Origin of the sequence: Nocardia sp. NPDC058666, from assembly GCF_042714895.1 — a bacterium.
Classification (GTDB): Bacteria; Actinomycetota; Actinomycetes; order Mycobacteriales; family Mycobacteriaceae; genus Nocardia.
The window spans coordinates 13,772-29,641 of sequence record NZ_JBHXRY010000006.1 but is presented as its reverse complement, the minus strand read 5'-3'; the positions used below and the strand labels follow the sequence as shown (position 1 = coordinate 29,641).

Genomic DNA, 15,870 nt, shown 5'->3' with positions numbered 1-15,870 from the left:
GCGGGGCATGGTCGAGCAGCGGGTTAGCTAGGCGCTGGTGACGAAGGCTCCGGCGATGGTTGCGATGGCGGCGGCTCTGGCCGAGCGGTCGGCGATGTCGCGATCGATCGGATCGCCGCTGGCCAGTAATCGGTAGTACATCGGCGCGGAGACCGCCGACAGCACCGCGCGCGGGTCGGTGCCCACCGGTGCCTCGCCGCGGACGATGGCGGCGTCGACGCAGGGTTCCCATTCGGCCAGGCGGGTGTTGTAGAAGCTGTGCAGGGCGGTGGCGGTGACATCGTCGCAGGTGGCGGCGGCGATGACGGCCCGGAACAGGTTGCTCTGGCGACCGTCGGCCAGTGTCTTCGCGACCAGTCGGGCATTGGCGGTGAGGTCGTCGAGCAGTGAGCCGGTGTCCGCGCGCGGCAGCGACTGGTCGGCCATGTCCACGAGCAGGTCGGCGACCAGGCCCGCGGGTGTGCGCCAGCGACGGTAGACGGTGGTCTTGCCGACCCCGGCCGCGGTGGCGACCTCGGTGAGGTCCAGATGCGCGAATCCACGGTCGGCCAGCAGATCGCCGGCCACTTCCAGCACCGATTCGCGCACGCGGGCGGTGCGTCCACCTGGGCGAATGGAGCCGGGCCAGGCGATGTCGTAGTCCATAACGGAACTCCTGTTTCATTTAGCGCGAATCGGGTGTACTGTCGGCCGTGTTAACGAAACTATAGACCCCTTAGGAGCTCTCATGGAATACCGGCGGCTCGGCGCATCAGGTCTTCTCGTTCCGGCACTCGGTTTCGGCGCAGGCACTTTCGGTGGCCGTGGGGCCCTGTTCAGCGCGTGGGGTGATACCGATGCCGCGCAGGCCAGGCGGTTGATCGACATCAGTCTGGAGGCCGGCGTCACCCTGTTCGACTCCGCGGATGTGTATTCCGACGGTGCGTCGGAGGAAGTACTGGGCGCGGCGATCAAAGGTAGGCGCGACCAGGTCCTGCTGTCCACGAAATCGGCCCTGCCCACCGGCCCCGGCCCGCACGAAGCGGGTTCGAGCCGGTCCAGGCTGATCCGTGCCGTCGACGCGTCGCTGCGACGTCTGGGCACCGACTATCTCGACCTGTTCCAACTACACGCCTTCGACGCGGGCACCCCGCTGGCGGAAACCCTCACGGCCCTGGACGATCTCGTGCGCGCGGGCAAGATCCGCTACCTCGGCGTCTCCAACTTCGCCGGGTGGGAACTGATGAAAACCCTGGCCACCGCCGAGTCGCTCGGACTGGAGAAGCCGGTGGCGCACCAGGTCTACTACTCGCTGGTCGGTCGCGACTACGAATGGGAACTGATGCCGTTGGGCGCAGATCAGGGCGTCGGGTCCATCATCTGGAGCCCGCTGGGCTGGGGCAGGCTCACCGGCAAAATCCGTCGTGGACAACCACTTCCGGCCGGCAGCAGGCTGCACGAGACCGCGCAGGCGGGCCCTCCTGTCGACGACGACAAGCTCTACGACATCGTCGATGTTCTCGACCGGATCGCCGCCGACACCGGCCTCAGCGTCGCGCAGATCTCGCTGAACTGGTTACTCACCCGTCCCACTGTCAGTTCGGTATTGATCGGGGCCCGCAACGAGGAACAGTTACGTCAGAACCTCGGTGCCGTGGGCTGGCAGCTCGACCCCGAACACGTGGCCGCCCTGGATGCCGCGAGCGCGACCACACCCCCGTACCCGTACTACCCGTATCACCGGCTGCCCGATTTCGCCCGGCTCAACCCGCCGGCGATCCGCGCGGCCTGATCGGGTCAGTACACGTCGCGCACGTACCGTTTCTCGGCCACGAGCTGCTTCTTGAAGGCCAGCGCGCCCGCCTCGTCCAGCTTTCCGTGGATCTGGGCGATCCGCAGCAGGGTGTCGTCGACATCCTTGGCCATCCGGGAGGCGTCGCCGCAGACGTAGAAGTGGCCGCCGTCGCGCAGCCACGACCACAGCTCGGCGCCGTGCTCGATCATCCGGTGCTGCACGTAGACCCGTTCGCGCTGGTCGCGGGAGAAGGCCAGGTCCAGGCGGGTGAGGAAGCCGGAGCGGAACATGTCTTCCAGTTCGCCGCGGTAGTAGAAGTTCTGGGCGGCGTGCTGGTCGCCGAAGAACAGCCAGTTGCGGCCGGTCGCCCCGATGGCCCGCCGTTCGTGCAGGAATCCGCGGAAGGGAGCGATGCCGGTACCCGGCCCCACCATGATCATCGGGGCGGTCGGGTCCAGCGGTGGGCGGAAGTGCGGGGCCCGCTGCAGGAAGATCGGCACCTCGGTGGTGCCCCGGTCGGCCAGGAACGTCGAGCACACCCCGCCGCGACGCGACGAAGTGCCCACCGGGTCGCCGTAGCGGACGACGCCGACCGTGAGCTGAACCTCGTCGGGGGTGGTCAGCGGGCTGGACGAGATCGAATACTGGCGTGGCTGCAGCTTTTTCAGTGCACCGAGCCAGTCCACGAGGTCGGTGCGCACCGGGAAGTCGCGCAGCACGTCGACGGCCTGGCGATCCCACAGGTAGGAGGCGAGCTCGTTGCGGTTGTCGCGGCGCAGCAGCTTGGCCAGCTGCGGGTGCGGGTTGCGTTCGCCGATGAAGCCCAGCAGATCCTGACTCACCTTGGTGATGTCGAAATGTGTGCGCAGGGCATCGGTGAGGGTGAGTTCGCGGTTGTCGAGTTCGATCACGCGTCGGCCGTCCAGGCCCGTGCAGGTCAGCCATTCCTCGACCAGTTCGGGGCAGTTGGCGGGCAGCACGCCCAGCGAGTCGCCGACTTCGTATCCGGCGTCGAGGTCGTGCAGGTCGAAACCGAAGCGCCGCACCTCTTTCGGTGAACCGGGGGCGCTCAGGATCTCGTTGCGCATCAGGGTGGCCAGGACCGGGGATTGGCGGGTGAACGGTGCGGCGGCGGCGCGCTGCACGCGGGGCTGGGTGGTGGCGAGGGGGCGGTCGAGCACGGTCGCTCCACCGCGGCCGGCGGGGGAAGGCAGCGGGCGGGCCGAACTCACATGGGAGACACCGTTATTGGCAGCACCAACTGGGAAGGAGTTGTTGGCACCACCGGCGAAACTGTCGCTTCGAGAAGGGCTGCCGGGCGATCCGTCGCGACCGGTCGGCAGAGGATCGCGACCCTGTGAACGGCCGCCCGATGAGTTGCCGTCATCGTGGGTGGTGATCGCGGCCAGGACATCGTCGAGCCACTGTTGCGCGGTGTCGTCGAAATCGGGCTCGCTGTCCACCCGCGGCAGCAGCCGCTTGGCACCACGCTCGGCGAACAGGGTGTCGAGTTTGCGGCCGTGCCCGCAGAAGTCGTCGTAGGAGGAGTCACCGAGGGCGAACACCGCGTAGCGCACCCCGTTGAGTCGAATGATGCTGTCTTCCAAGCGGGTCCAGAAGTCGGCACCGTTGTCGGGTGGGCCGCCGTCACCGAACGTGCTGGTCACGACGAGGACGTCACCGGTGATCGAGGTGAGTTCGCAGGAGTCCATATCCAGCAGTGACGGTGTGAGTCCGGCTTCGGTGAGCCGGGCGGCGACGGTGGCGGCCAGTTCCTCGGCGTTGCCGGTTTGGGAGGCCCACAGAACCGTGACCGGGTGGGGGATAGGGCTTTCGGGGGTGTCGGTGGCGGCACCGACATTGCGGGAGTACATGCCTGCCAGCAGTCCGTCGACCCACAGGCGGGATTGAGTGGACAGCGGCGCGCTCACCGGCAGCACCGGCTGACCGGTCACCGGCAGTGATTGCAGGGCGGCGAGGTAACCGCCGAGGTAGATACGTTCGGTCTCGCTGAGAGTGGGCGAGGCGCCGGCGTCCAGGCCGAGTACTCCGGCCAGCGGATGCTCGGCAGGCTGGTCGGCTTGCGCGGGGAGCTGCGACGGCTGCGCGGGAGCCTGTTCCGCGGTGGGTGCCGGGCCGACCCGGCGCAGTGCCACCGCGCAGGCCTTGAACTCCGGTTGCAGCGAGGCGGGATCCACCGCGTCGTTGGTGACCGCGTTGATCGTGAGGTATTCGCCCTGTTCGTCGTTCCAATGGAAGGGAGCAAAACAATCACCAGGTCGCACACGATCGCTGATGCGCACCGGCAGGACGGCACGGCCGCGGCGCGACGCGATCTCCAGTTGGTCGCCGGGCTCGAGGTCGAGGCGGCGCGCATCCTCGGGGTGCACTTCCACGAACGGTGCGCCGTTCAGCTTGGTCAGCTTGGCGACCTTGCCGGTCTTGGTCATGGTGTGCCACTGATGTTGCAGCCGACCGGTATTGAGCAGGAACGGGTAGTCGTCGTCGGGCAGTTCCGCGGCGGGCAGGTGCGGGCGGGGGAAGAACACCGCGCGCCTGCTCGGGGTGGCGAACGCCAGGCGCGGGGTGGTGCCGTCGGCCGCCACGTGCAGCGGCTGGTGGGTGCCGTCGTTGAGATAGCGGATCGGGTTGCGCGGGCTGTCGGCGTCGTTGCACGGCCACTGCATCGGCCCGTCGGCCAGGCGCTGGTAGCTCATGCCGCTGAGGTCGTAACCGGTGGCCGGATTGGTGAACTGCTGCAGTTCGGCGAAAACCTCGGCGCTGGAAGCGAAGTCGAAGCCGGGGAAACCCATGGCGGTCGCGACCTGGGCGATCAGCAGCCAGTCCGGTCGCGCTTCGCCGATCGGGTCGACCGACTGTTGCAGCAGGGTGACGGTGCGCTCGGAATTGACCATCACCGCATCGGCTTCGGCCCACAGTGTCGCGGGCAGCAGCAGATCGGCGTAGGCGTTGGTGGCGGTTTCGGTGTAAGCGTCCTGCACGATCACCAACTCGGCGGCCTCGAGCCCCGCGATCACGGTTTTGCGATTGGCCACGGTGGCAACGGGATTGGTGCAGATGATCCACGCGGCCTTGATCTCGCCGTCGGCCAAGCCGCGGAACATGTCGATCGTGCCGGGGCCCGCCTCGGTGCGCAGGGTGTCCGCGGGCAGGTCCCAGGCGGTTTCGACGAAGGTGCGGTCGGCGGGGGAGAGCAGGCTGCGCTGACCGGGCAGGCCGGGACCCATGTAGCCCATTTCGCGGCCGCCCATGGCGTTGGGTTGGCCGGTGAGGGAGAAGGGTCCGCTGCCGGGTCGGCAGATGGTGCCGGTGGCCAGGTGCAGGTTCACCAGGGCGTTGGTGTTCCAGGTGCCGTGGGTGGACTGGTTCAGGCCCATCGTCCACAGCGACATCCACTCGCCGGCCTGCGCGATCATCGTGGCGGCGGTGCGGATGTCGGCCTCGGCCAGGCCGGTCAGCTCGGCCACGCGCGCGGGTGGGTAGTCGGCGAGGAATTCGGGCATCGCGTCCCAACCCTCGGTGTGCTGCGCGATGAACTCCGTGTCGATCGCACCGTCGGCGACCAGCAGGTGCAACAGCCCGTTGAGCAGGGCGAGGTCGGTGCCGGGGGCGATCTGCAGGAACAGGTCGGCGCGGGCCGCGGTGTCGGTGCGGCGCGGGTCGACCACGATCAGCTTGGCGCCCGCCTTGAGCCGGTCGGCCATGCGCAGGTACAGGATCGGGTGGCAGTCGGCCATGTTCGCGCCGCTGACCAGGAACAGGTCGGCGTGCTCGAAGTCGTCGTACGAGCCGGGCGGCCCGTCCGAGCCCAGCGACTGCTTGTAGCCGGTGCCCGCGCTGGCCATGCACAGGCGCGAGTTGGCTTCGATGTGCTTGGTGCGCAGGTAGCCCTTGGCCAGCTTGGTGGCCAGGTACTGGGCCTCGAGCGACATCTGTCCGGAGACGTAGAGGGCGATCGCGTCGGGGCCGTGCTCGTCCAGGATCGCGCGCAGCCGGGCGGCGGTCTCGTGCACCGCCTCGTCGACCGGCAGCGGCGCCGGGGCCTGCCCGCGTTCAGGGCGGCGGTAGGCGGTGGCCATCCGGCCGGGCGCGGCCATCATCTCCGCGTGGGTGGCGCCCTTGGTGCACAGTCTGCCCGCGTTCGCCGGATGCAGCTTGTCGCCGCTGACCTTCGCGATCAACCGCGCGCCAGACTGATCAGTCTTTGTCTGGACGTTTATGCCGCAGCCGACGCCGCAATACGAGCACTGTGTACGCACAGTGTCCGTGTCGCGGCCGTCCGCTTCCCCTGTCATGACTCGATCATCCGCATTGGTCGTTGCGCTCGATTTACCGAACGTTATGTCCAGGTGACAATCGACCTCACACGTCAAAATTTCCACAGTGAGGTTGCGGCCCGAATATCACCCCTGATCAGGGCACATTCCGTCCGGTTGCCGCGCGGGAGTGGCCGGGCTGGGGTGACCGGTCTCACCCCGCCCTTCGCCGGGTTCGGCGGGTGTTCAGCCCAGTTTGTAGCCGCGGTGCAACGCCACCACGCCACCGGTGAGGTCGCGCCACTGCACCGAGTCCCAGCCGGCGTCGGCGATGCGGCGAGCCAGCCTGCGCTGATTGGGCCACGCCCGGATCGACTCGGCCAGGTACACGTACGCGTCCGGGTTGGAGCTCACCGCCTGCGCCACCCGCGGCAGCGCCTTCATCAGGTACTCCATGTACACGGTGCGGAAGGGACCGAACACCGGTGTGGAGAACTCACACACCACCACCCGTCCGCCCGGCTTGGTCACCCGCAACATCTCGCGCAGCGCCACATCGATATCGGCGACATTGCGCAGACCGAACGAGATGGTCACCGCGTCGAACGAATCGTCGGCGAACGGCAACGCCATGGCGTCGCCCGCCACCATCGGCACCTTGCGGAACCGGCCCGCTCCGAGCATGCCCTGGGAGAAGTCCGCGGCCACACACCAGGCACCGGATTTGCCCAGCTCCACGGTCGACACACCGGTCCCCGCGGCGAGGTCGAGCACTCGTTCGCCGGGTCGAAGGCCGAGCGCGCGTCGCGTCGCCCACCGCCAGTACCGATCCTGGCCACCGGAGATGACCGTGTTGGTGAGGTCGTAGCGCTTCGCCACACCGTCGAACATCGACGCGACCTCGTGGGGTTGCTTGTCCAGCGAAGCCCGAATCGGTTCCCGCTGCTCTGTTGTCGCCACACACCGAGCTTAGAGTTGTTCCGCCGCAATAGCGCGAGTGGGATTCACCACCAAGGGCGAGGACGCGGGACGCGCAGTGGTCGCAGTCGCACGAGCGCTGTGCCCGTGGCCGCAGCGAAGGCGAAGCGCGCGTGGCTGCGGCGAAGGCGAAGTGTGCGTGGCTGCAGCGGACTGCGACTAAGCGGTGCGCGGCAATCGCCGGCGCGTGCCGGTGACGTCGGCGTAGTGGCCCATCAGCTCGGTGCAGATCGCGGGCCAGGTGCGGTGCAGCACCGACTTTCGCGCCGCGGTCGCGAACCGGCCGCGCTGTCGGGCATCGCGCAGCGCGGACACGGCGCTGGGCAGCAGTTCGGCGAAACGGTCGACCGGCAGCAGAAAACCGTTGCGGCAGTGCGCGATCAGATCACGCGGGCCGCCGGCGTCGGGGCCGATCACCGGCACACCCGACGACAACGCCTCCTGCACGCCCTGGCAGAACGTCTCGTGCTCGCCGGGATGCACCATCACATCCAAGCTCGCGTAATGCGCGGCCAGTTCGCTGCCGCCCAGCTCACCGGTGAACACCGCGTCCGGCATCAGCTTGCGCAACCGCGCCCGCTCCGGGCCGTCGCCGACCACCACGAGCTGGATCGACGGGTCGCCGGCCAGCGCGGCCAACCGTTCCACGTGCTTTTCCGGCGCGAGCCTGCCCACGAACCCGACAACGAGCCGCTCGTCGGCTCCCAACCAGCTCGCGCGCAGTTCCTCACTGCGTGCGGTGGGGGTGAACCGGGCGATGTCCACGCCGCGACCCCAGCGGTGCACGCGCGGGATCCCGTGCTCGGCGAGATCGTGTGCGGCCGCCGACGACGGCGCCAGCGTGCGAGTGGCGCCCTCGTGGATACGCCGCGTCCACGCCCAGGCGGCCCGCGAGGCCAGCCCGAGGCCGTAGCTCTTGGCGAATCCGGCCACGTCGGTCTGGTACACCGCCACGGTCGGCAGATCCAACCGGGTCGCCGCCGCCAGCCCACCCGCGCCGAGCAGGAACGGCGAGGCCAGATGCACCACGTCGGGGTCGAAATCGGCGATGGCGGCGGTGATCCCCGGCTGTGGCAGCCCCACCGGCAGCGAACTGACCTTCGGCACCATCATCGCCGGTACGCGGTGCACCGGGAAGCGGCCGTGAAAACGCGGTGCGGGTGGGGCGCCGCGCAGGGAATCGGGCGCCACGATCATGGCGTCGTGACCGTGCTGGTCCAGGTGATCCAACACCCGCAGCACGGAGTTGACGACACCGTTCATGTTCGGCAGGAAAGACTCCGAGACGATGGCTACGCGCACCCTTCCAGGGTGACCGCCACACCGCGCGACACCCCCACGCCGACGTGAAGCCGGGGCGAACAGCAAACGAAGTTACGCCGCGCGCTGCTTGCGCCGCACCAACCACAGCACCGGAATCGCCAGCGCCCACGCCACGAAGATCACCGAGGCGGCCGGAATGATCGCCACCCGCGCATCGCGCCCCGCCACCCGGACCAGGTCGGGGTCGCGGGTGCTGTACTCGACATTGATGCGCTGGCCCACGGTCAGATTCGTCGGATACAGGATGCCGACCTTGGGGTTATGGGTCACGCTGTCGGGCGTCACATAGGTCACCGCCGACCGCAACCGCCCCGCGGACAGCACTTCACCCGAGGTCACGCCGCGATGCTGTTCGATCTCGTAATCGTTGCGCCAGGCCGCCAACACCAGCAGCACCATCAGCACACTGATCACCGCCGCGGCACCGATCACCCATGCCTGAACCCGCCGCAGGCGCTTACTCCGCCGCTCCAACAGGCTGGTTTCAGACACGCGCACCACCCTACCGGCTGTATTTTTGGCGGCTGGCGCCGCGGGTTTTCGGCCTATTAACCTCGATCTTCCCTCCCTCCGGGCACTCCTTCGTCGCACCCTCCGGTCAGTCCAGATCAAGGCGGCCGAAAACTACGGACTGCCTGTCGAGAACGACTACCTGCCATGTGGCAGTGACGAATTCGACTGCAATAGCATTCCCGCTATGTCCCGCAAATTCAGCTTCACCGTGCCCTACTCCGTCCCGGTCGAAGAGCTTCACCGGGCACTTGTCGACGACGCTGTCTGGCAGGCGCGTTTCGCCGCCGCCGAGACCGCGACCATCGAACTCTCCCATCCGAACGGCCCCGACTCGATCACCCTCCACATGACCGAAACCCCAGGTAAGGACAAGGTTCCCGGTCTCGTGCGGAAGGTGCTCAAAAGCGACCTGGTGCTCGAGCGCACCGACACCTGGCAGCCGCTGCAGGGCGAGACCGCCAAGGGCAGTTTCACCGGCAACACCACCGGCATCACCACCGAGATGGCGGGCACCTACGAACTGCGCCCCACCGCCGAAGGCAGCGAAATCGAGGTCGTCGGCACGGTCAAGGTGAAGGTCCCGCTGGTAGGCGGCGCGATCGAACCTTTGGCCGAGCAACTGCACCAGCGAGTGCTGAACAGCGAACGCAAGTTCATCGAGAACTGGTTCGCGAAGCTCTGACGGCTAACCGCCTCCTCGCGACTTCGAACCGGGTGCGGGGAGGCGCCTCAGCTGAAGGGCGGCAGCTCGTCGGCGCGCAAAGAGGCTCGGCCCGCCGCCCGCCAGGCGCGGGCGGTGAGGTCGAGGTCCTCATCGGTCACCAGATTGCCCATCACACGAACAGCGGTGCGCTGCAAGTACTTCGACCGCATCACCGGCGGCCCACCCAGCGGCACGAACTTCGGCGCCGTGGCCAGCCCCGCGAGCCTGCGCGCCACTGAGAACGTGCGCCCGTACTTCGCGCGCAGCAGCTGCGGCCACACCGTGCTCAAATCGGGTTCGTCGAGCAGGCTCTCGAGCATGTGCCCGCCTTCGAGGCCGTAGTCGATGCCTTCCCCGTTGAGCGGGTTCACGCAGCCTGCGGCGTCACCGACCAGCGCCCAGTTCACCCCGGCCACGTTCGAGACCGCGCCGCCCATGGGCAGCAGCGCCGAGGCCACCGCGCGCAGTTCGCCGTGTAGTTCCCATTCCTCGCGGCGCAGCCGGGTGTAGTGCTCGAGCAGCGGTTTGAGCGCGATGTGCGAGGGCCGCGCCTCGGTGGCCAGCGAGCCGACGCCGATGTTCACTTCGCCGTTGCCCAGCGGGAAGATCCAGCCGTAGCCGGGCACGAGCTCGTCGGCGGCGTTGCGCAGTTCCAGATGCGAGGAGATCCACTGGTCGTCGCTGCGCCCGGACTTGATGTAGGCGCGCGCGGCGGTGCCGTAGGCGTAGCGGCGATGCCAGGTGCGCCCCAACTGTTTTCCGATGGGGGAGCGCACGCCGTCGGCCACGACCAGCACCCGGCAGCGCACGGTGTGGGTGGTGTCGCCGATGCGCACGCTCACCCCGGTGACCCGTTCACCGTCGCGATGCACCTCGGTGACCTTGGCGCCGTCGACCATCCGCGCACCGGATTTGATCGCGGTCTCGCGCAGCTTGTCGTCGAGTTCGGTTCGGGGAACGGCACTTCCGTACGTCGGGAACGACCCGCCCGGCCACGGCAGCAACGCCTCGCGCCCGAATCCGGCCATCCGCAACCCGTGGTTCACCGTGTGCGCGCGCAACCATTCGCCCAGACCCAGATGTTCCAGCTCGGCGGTGGCGCGCGGGGTCAGGCCGTCGCCGCAGGTCTTGTCGCGCGGGAAAACCGCCGAATCCAGCAGCAGCACATCGCGTCCGGCGCGCGCGGCCCATGCCGCCGACGCCGAACCGGCAGGCCCGGCACCGACTACCAGCACCTCGACGGCGGCGGGCAGCGACGCATGGTCGGCGGGGAGCAGATCCGGTGAACCCATGGCTCAATACTGGCACTGTCGGCGGTTGTGCGAGAGTGTCGGGTACACCGGGAATTGTCACTGTGTGACGGGGTTCATCGGCCGAAGTGGCGGAACACGCTAGGTTGCTACCCGTCGGGGTCGGACGCATCGCTGGGAGAAGATAATGAGCACATCGGCTGTGAGCGACGAAAGCACCGTGGTTGCCGGGGTAGACCTCGTCGATCCCGCACTCGCCGTCACCGTGCGCGACGGACTGGCCGCGGTCGAGAAACTGCTCGTCGACGAACTCTCCGACGGCGAGGAATTCCTGCAGGAAGCCGCCCTGCACCTGGCACGGGCGGGCGGTAAGCGGTTCCGGCCGCTGTTCACCGTGCTCACCGGCCAGCTCGGACCCAATCCCACCGACCCGGCGCTGGTCACCGCGGGCACGGTCGTGGAACTGGTGCACCTGGCCACGCTGTATCACGACGACGTGATGGACGAGGCGACGCAGCGACGCGGTGCGGAGAGCGTGAACTCGCGCTGGGGCAACAGCATCGCGATCCTGGCGGGTGACTACCTGTTCGCCCACGCCTCGCGCCTGACGTCCACGCTGGGCCCCGACGCGGTGCGCATCATCGCGGAGACCTTCGCCGAGCTGGTCACCGGTCAGATGCGAGAAACCATGGGCGCCAAGCAAACCCAGGATCCCATCGAGCACTACCTGCGCGTGGTGTGGGAGAAGACCGGTTCGCTGATCGCCGCCGCCGGCCGTTTCGGTGGCACGTTCTCCGGCGCCGACGACGAGCACGTGGAACGACTGGCGCGCCTGGGCGACGCCGTCGGTACCGCGTTCCAGATCTCCGACGACATCATCGACATCTCGTCCTCGGCCGAACAGTCGGGCAAAACCCCCGGCACCGACCTGCGCGAAGGCGTGCACACCCTGCCGGTGCTGTACGCCCTGCGCGAGACCACCCCCGACGGCGACCGTCTGCGCACCCTGCTGGCCCGTCCGCTGGAAACCGACATCGAGGTGGACGAGGCGTTGGAACTGCTGCGCCGCTCACCGGGCATGGCGCTGGCCAAGGAAAAGCTCGCCGAGTACGCCGACCTGGCCGACACCGAACTGGCCGCCCTGCCGCCGGGCCCGGCCAACGACGCCCTCACCCGCCTGGTCCGCTACACGATCGAACGCGTGGGTTAGCCAGACGGAACTAACGGGCCCGGGTCGGCGTTGCTCATTCATGCCCAACGGGATGAAGACCTTCGCCTTGATGGTCGGCATGTCGGCGCTGATCGTCGCTATCGGGGCGATGTTTCGCAGCCCGACGATCCTGATCATCTCGATCGTGCTGGCCGTGGGCGTGAACGCCTACGCCTACTTCAACAGCGACAAGCTGGCGTTGAAGGCGATGCACGCGCAACCGGTGAGCGAACTGGAAGCGCCGGTGATGTACCGGATCGTGCGCGAACTCGCCACCGCGGCGCGTCAGCCGATGCCACGCCTGTACATCAGCCCCACCAGCGCCCCCAACGCGTTCGCGACCGGCCGCAATCCCCGGCACGCCGCGGTCTGCTGCACCAGCGGCATCCTGCAACTGCTCGACGAGCGGGAGTTGCGCGCGGTGCTGGGTCACGAGCTGTCGCACGTGTACAACCGCGACATCCTGATTTCGTCGGTGGCGGGCGCGATGGCCTCGATCATCACCGGACTCGCGAACATGGCGTTCTTCGCGAGCTCGTTCGGCAACCGTGACGGAAACGGCCCGAACGTCATCGGCGTGCTGCTTGTCTCACTGCTCGGTCCCATCGCCGCAGGTCTGATCAAGATGGCGGTGTCGCGATCGCGGGAATTCCAAGCCGATCAGTCCGGCGCCGAACTCACCGGCGACCCCCTCGCCCTGGCCTCGGCTCTGCGCAAGATCGAACGCGGCGTCCAGGCCGCCCCGCTCCCGCCGGACCCCAAGATCACCAGCGAATCGCACCTGATGATCGCCAACCCGTTCCGCGCCGGCGACCGCGTGGCCCGCTGGTATTCCACCCACCCCCCGATGGACGAACGCATCAAGCGCCTCGAAGATCTGGCCAGGGGCGACACCCACCTGCACTAGGCGCCGCCCGGCCACTACCTACCGGTAGTTGACGAACTGCAGCGCGATGCCGAAATCCTCGCCCTTGAGCAGCGAGATCACTTCCTGCAGATCGTCGCGCTTCTTGCTGCTGACCCGCAGCTCCTCGCCCTGGATCTGCGCCTTCACGCCCTTGGGGCCTTCGTCGCGGATCTTCTTGGAGATCTTCTTCGCCTTCTCGGTGTCGATGCCCTGCACCAGCGTGCCGGTGATCTTGAACACCTTGCCCGACGGCTGTGCCTCGCCCGCCTCGAAGGCCTTGAGCGAGATATCGCGACGGATCAACTTCTCCTTGAACACCTCCAGCGCCGCCTGCACCCGCTCCTCGGCGTTGGCGGTCAGCACGATCGCTTCCTCGCCCGACCACGCGATCGACGCGTCGGTGCCCTTGAAGTCGTAGCGCGAGTTCAGCTCCTTCTCCGCCTGATGCAGAGCGTTGTCGACCTCCTGACGATCGACCTTGCTCACGACGTCGAATGACGAATCAGCCACACTGCGCTCCTGTCCTGTGAAGGTCCGGCGAACTCCGGTGCCGGTAGAACCGGCCATCGAGACAGTTGTACCCGCATAGGGGGACAACCGGTGTTCGCAGGGGGTCTGTGCAGGCGTTTTGATAGTCCGGGCACCTACGTTGTAAGCTGCTGCACGCACCGGAAACGGCGCACACGGCAGATTGCCCGAGCGGCCAATGGGAGCGGACTGTAAATCCGTCGGCTTATGCCTACGTAGGTTCGAATCCTACATCTGCCACCTCGAACCCCGTCGATCATGAAGATCGGCGGGGTTCTTTGGTTTCCGGGGCTGTCCCGGTGTCGCACCGGGGTAGCCTCGACAGGACAGCTACGCCTCCACCGGGCTGAACCGCGCTGAAAACAGCCCGTGAGCTGCCGATTTGGTGCTCTAGGGTGGTAGTGTGTAATCTCGTTCAGGACGCCGGAGCACGGGGTCACGCTGAGCGGCTTGGCCGTACAGACTCTGTGCCACGTAGTCATGCCCCCTTAGCTCAGTCGGTAGAGCGTTTCCATGGTAAGGAAAAGGTCAACGGTTCGATTCCGTTAGGGGGCTCGCCGGATTGCCGGTGGTGAGCGGCTACCCGCGGCATCATCGGGATATTAGTCCGCCGTGGCGGTGTAGCTCAGTTGGTAGAGCAAACGACTCATAATCGTTGTGTCGCCGGTTCAAGTCCGGCCATCGCTACCAATTTCAACTCAGCCCAGACCGGAAAGAAGGCAAATCGTGGCCGCGAAGTCCACCGATGTCCGGCCCAAGATCACCTTGGCCTGCGACGAGTGCAAGCACCGCAACTACATCACCAAGAAGAACCGGCGTAACGACCCGGATCGCCTCGAGCTCAAGAAGTTCTGCCCCAACTGCGGAACTCACCGGGCGCACCGCGAGTCGCGCTAGTTTCTAGAACATCTGCCGAAGGCCGGACGAGAGTCCGGCCTTTGTGCTTTTTCCGGGAAATTCACCGGAAAGGCGAGGCGCATACATTACCCGGACGCGCCACGTTTTACACCGGTCGACTTCGGTGCTGTCTGACAAGCCAGTAAGGTCGGCGCTGTGACAGTGAACACCGGAACTCACGAAGCGGGCCCCGCCGCAGCTGCCGAATCGTTCGATCCCGCCGCCCACGCGGCCTCGATGGTCGGCCACCACTATCGCGTCGACGACTACTACGAGGTCGGCCGCGAGAAGGTGCGCGAATACGCCCGCGCCGTGCAGGACTACCACCCGGTGCACTGGGAAGAGGACATCGCGCGCGAATACGGCTACGACGGCCTGCTCGCCCCGCTCACCTTCATCTCCCTGGTCGGCATTCTCGCCCAGCGCCGACTGTTCGAAGAGATCGTCACCGGTTACGACCTGAGTCAGATCATGCAGACCGACCAGATCCTGGAATTCCATCGCCCGATCCGGGTGGGTGACCAGTTGACCTGTGATGTGTATCTACATTCGTTCCGTCAGGCTTTCGGCGGCGACATCATCGTGACCAAGAACATCGTCACCGACCAGGACGACGAACTGGTGCTCACCAGTTACACCACCCTGATCGGCCGCAGCGGCGGCGATATCGATCCCGCGATGTCCGACGCGGTGCGCAATGTGCTCATGCACGGCATCGGCGAGGACGAGCCCGACCACCACGCGCCCGCGCAGGTGCCGGCGATCACTCCCGATCCGATCACCATCGCGCCCGAACGCACCGTCAGCGCGCACGCGTTGTCGTTCGACAGTGTGTCGGTCGGCGACGAGCTGCCCGGGCGGGTGGCCCGCCTGACCCGCGGTGACCTGGTCAACTACGCCGGTGTGTCCGGTGACGCCAACCCGATCCACTGGAGCGACGAGGTCGTGCGGCTGGTCGGCCTGGACAATGTGGTCGCGCACGGGATGCTCACGATGGGTCTGGGCGGCGGGTTCGTGTCCTCCTGGCTGGGCGATCCCGGCAGCGTGTTGGATTACAGCGTCCGTTTCACCAGTCCGGTGTATGTCGGTTCCGACGTCCCGGCCGAGGTCGAGTACACCGGCAAGGTGAAATCGGTCGACCCGCAGACCCGCACCGCGGTCATCGCGATCACCGCGAAGTCGGCGGGCAGAAAGATCTTCGGCCGCGCGACAGCAACGGTTCAGTTGTCCTGACCTGGGGCCGGAATCCGTCCTGACCTGCGGCGGTGTCGCGGATTGGCGATAACCGCACGCCGTGACGTACACTCGGGACTCTGGGGTCACCGGCTGCTGCGCGCTGATCTTCGGTGTGGAGTTCTCTCCTCACGGAAGCGGCGCGTGTCTTGTGTGACACTAGGTGGTTGGACACCACAGCCTCGGCTGGTCCAACCGAAGGGGCGTAGCTCAATTGGCAGAGCAGCGGTCTCCAAAACCGCAGGTTGCAGGTTCAAGTCCTGTCGCCCCTGCCCTG

The 15,870-nt window shown here is 67.2% G+C and carries 13 protein-coding genes and 4 tRNA genes; 10 read left to right on the top strand and 7 right to left on the bottom strand.

The genetic code is table 11. The features are described 5' to 3' along the window. Window positions 1-27 precede the first annotated feature (27 nt). Entirely contained in the window at window positions 28-645 is a 618-nt protein-coding gene (locus ACFWVD_RS16090) for a TetR/AcrR family transcriptional regulator (protein WP_379243370.1), read from the bottom strand. Window positions 646-727: 82 nt separating this feature from the next. Between ACFWVD_RS16090 and ACFWVD_RS16085 the strand changes: the two genes are divergently transcribed. Continuing rightward, window positions 728-1,771, top strand: coding sequence for an aldo/keto reductase (locus ACFWVD_RS16085; RefSeq protein WP_379243368.1), 1,044 nt, complete (start codon window positions 728-730; stop codon window positions 1,769-1,771). Between the two features lie 5 nt (window positions 1,772-1,776). Here ACFWVD_RS16085 and ACFWVD_RS16080 read toward each other — a convergent pair whose 3' ends face one another. From ACFWVD_RS16080 to ACFWVD_RS16065, 4 genes are all read right to left on the bottom strand, one after another. Further along, window positions 1,777-6,090, bottom strand: coding sequence for a molybdopterin-dependent oxidoreductase (locus ACFWVD_RS16080; RefSeq protein ID WP_379243366.1), 4,314 nt, complete (start codon window positions 6,088-6,090; stop codon window positions 1,777-1,779). Window positions 6,091-6,297: 207 nt separating this feature from the next. Continuing rightward, window positions 6,298-7,011 carry a demethylmenaquinone methyltransferase gene (locus ACFWVD_RS16075; protein ID WP_379243364.1) on the bottom strand — a complete coding sequence of 238 codons (714 nt, stop codon included), beginning with the start codon at window positions 7,009-7,011 and terminating at the stop codon, window positions 6,298-6,300. Between the two features lie 177 nt (window positions 7,012-7,188). Further along, entirely contained in the window at window positions 7,189-8,331 is a 1,143-nt protein-coding gene (locus tag ACFWVD_RS16070) for a glycosyltransferase family 4 protein (RefSeq protein ID WP_379243362.1), read from the bottom strand. Between the two features lie 72 nt (window positions 8,332-8,403). Further along, window positions 8,404-8,751 (bottom strand): DUF3592 domain-containing protein, encoded by a 348-nt coding sequence (locus ACFWVD_RS16065; RefSeq protein ID WP_379243925.1) that lies wholly within the window; start codon window positions 8,749-8,751, stop codon window positions 8,404-8,406. Between the two features lie 298 nt (window positions 8,752-9,049). Between ACFWVD_RS16065 and ACFWVD_RS16060 the strand changes: the two genes are divergently transcribed. Beyond that, complete coding sequence (locus tag ACFWVD_RS16060; RefSeq protein ID WP_379243360.1) at window positions 9,050-9,547, top strand: DUF2505 domain-containing protein; 498 nt, start codon at window positions 9,050-9,052, stop codon at window positions 9,545-9,547. A 47-nt stretch (window positions 9,548-9,594) separates the two neighbouring features. Here ACFWVD_RS16060 and ACFWVD_RS16055 read toward each other — a convergent pair whose 3' ends face one another. After that, a complete protein-coding gene (locus ACFWVD_RS16055) occupies window positions 9,595-10,860 on the bottom strand; it encodes a geranylgeranyl reductase family protein (protein WP_379243359.1) in 1,266 nt (421 codons plus the stop codon). A 145-nt stretch (window positions 10,861-11,005) separates the two neighbouring features. Between ACFWVD_RS16055 and ACFWVD_RS16050 the strand changes: the two genes are divergently transcribed. After that, a complete protein-coding gene (locus tag ACFWVD_RS16050; RefSeq protein WP_379243357.1) occupies window positions 11,006-12,028 on the top strand; it encodes a polyprenyl synthetase family protein in 1,023 nt (340 codons plus the stop codon). A gap of 40 nt (window positions 12,029-12,068) precedes the next feature. After that, the gene (htpX, locus tag ACFWVD_RS16045) at window positions 12,069-12,935 is read left to right on the top strand and encodes a zinc metalloprotease HtpX (protein WP_379243355.1); all 867 of its coding nucleotides are present in this window, start codon (window positions 12,069-12,071) and stop codon (window positions 12,933-12,935) included. Window positions 12,936-12,953: 18 nt separating this feature from the next. Here htpX and ACFWVD_RS16040 read toward each other — a convergent pair whose 3' ends face one another. Beyond that, window positions 12,954-13,445, bottom strand: a complete 492-nt coding sequence (locus ACFWVD_RS16040; protein ID WP_379243353.1) for a YajQ family cyclic di-GMP-binding protein — start codon at window positions 13,443-13,445, stop codon at window positions 12,954-12,956. A 175-nt stretch (window positions 13,446-13,620) separates the two neighbouring features. Here ACFWVD_RS16040 and ACFWVD_RS16035 point away from each other — a divergent pair. From ACFWVD_RS16035 to ACFWVD_RS16010, 6 genes are all read left to right on the top strand, one after another. Further along, window positions 13,621-13,703 (top strand) — tRNA-Tyr (locus tag ACFWVD_RS16035). Window positions 13,704-13,945: 242 nt separating this feature from the next. Then, a tRNA-Thr gene (locus ACFWVD_RS16030) sits at window positions 13,946-14,018 on the top strand. A 59-nt stretch (window positions 14,019-14,077) separates the two neighbouring features. After that, window positions 14,078-14,153 (top strand) — tRNA-Met (locus tag ACFWVD_RS16025). Between the two features lie 36 nt (window positions 14,154-14,189). Further along, window positions 14,190-14,360: a 50S ribosomal protein L33 gene (gene rpmG, locus ACFWVD_RS16020; protein ID WP_056814348.1), complete on the top strand. Its 171-nt coding sequence runs from the start codon at window positions 14,190-14,192 to the stop codon at window positions 14,358-14,360. 162 nt (window positions 14,361-14,522) lie between these two features. Then, entirely contained in the window at window positions 14,523-15,593 is a 1,071-nt protein-coding gene (locus ACFWVD_RS16015) for a fused (3R)-hydroxyacyl-ACP dehydratase subunits HadA/HadB (protein ID WP_379243923.1), read from the top strand. Between the two features lie 199 nt (window positions 15,594-15,792). Then, window positions 15,793-15,865 (top strand) — tRNA-Trp (locus ACFWVD_RS16010). Window positions 15,866-15,870 lie beyond the last annotated feature (5 nt).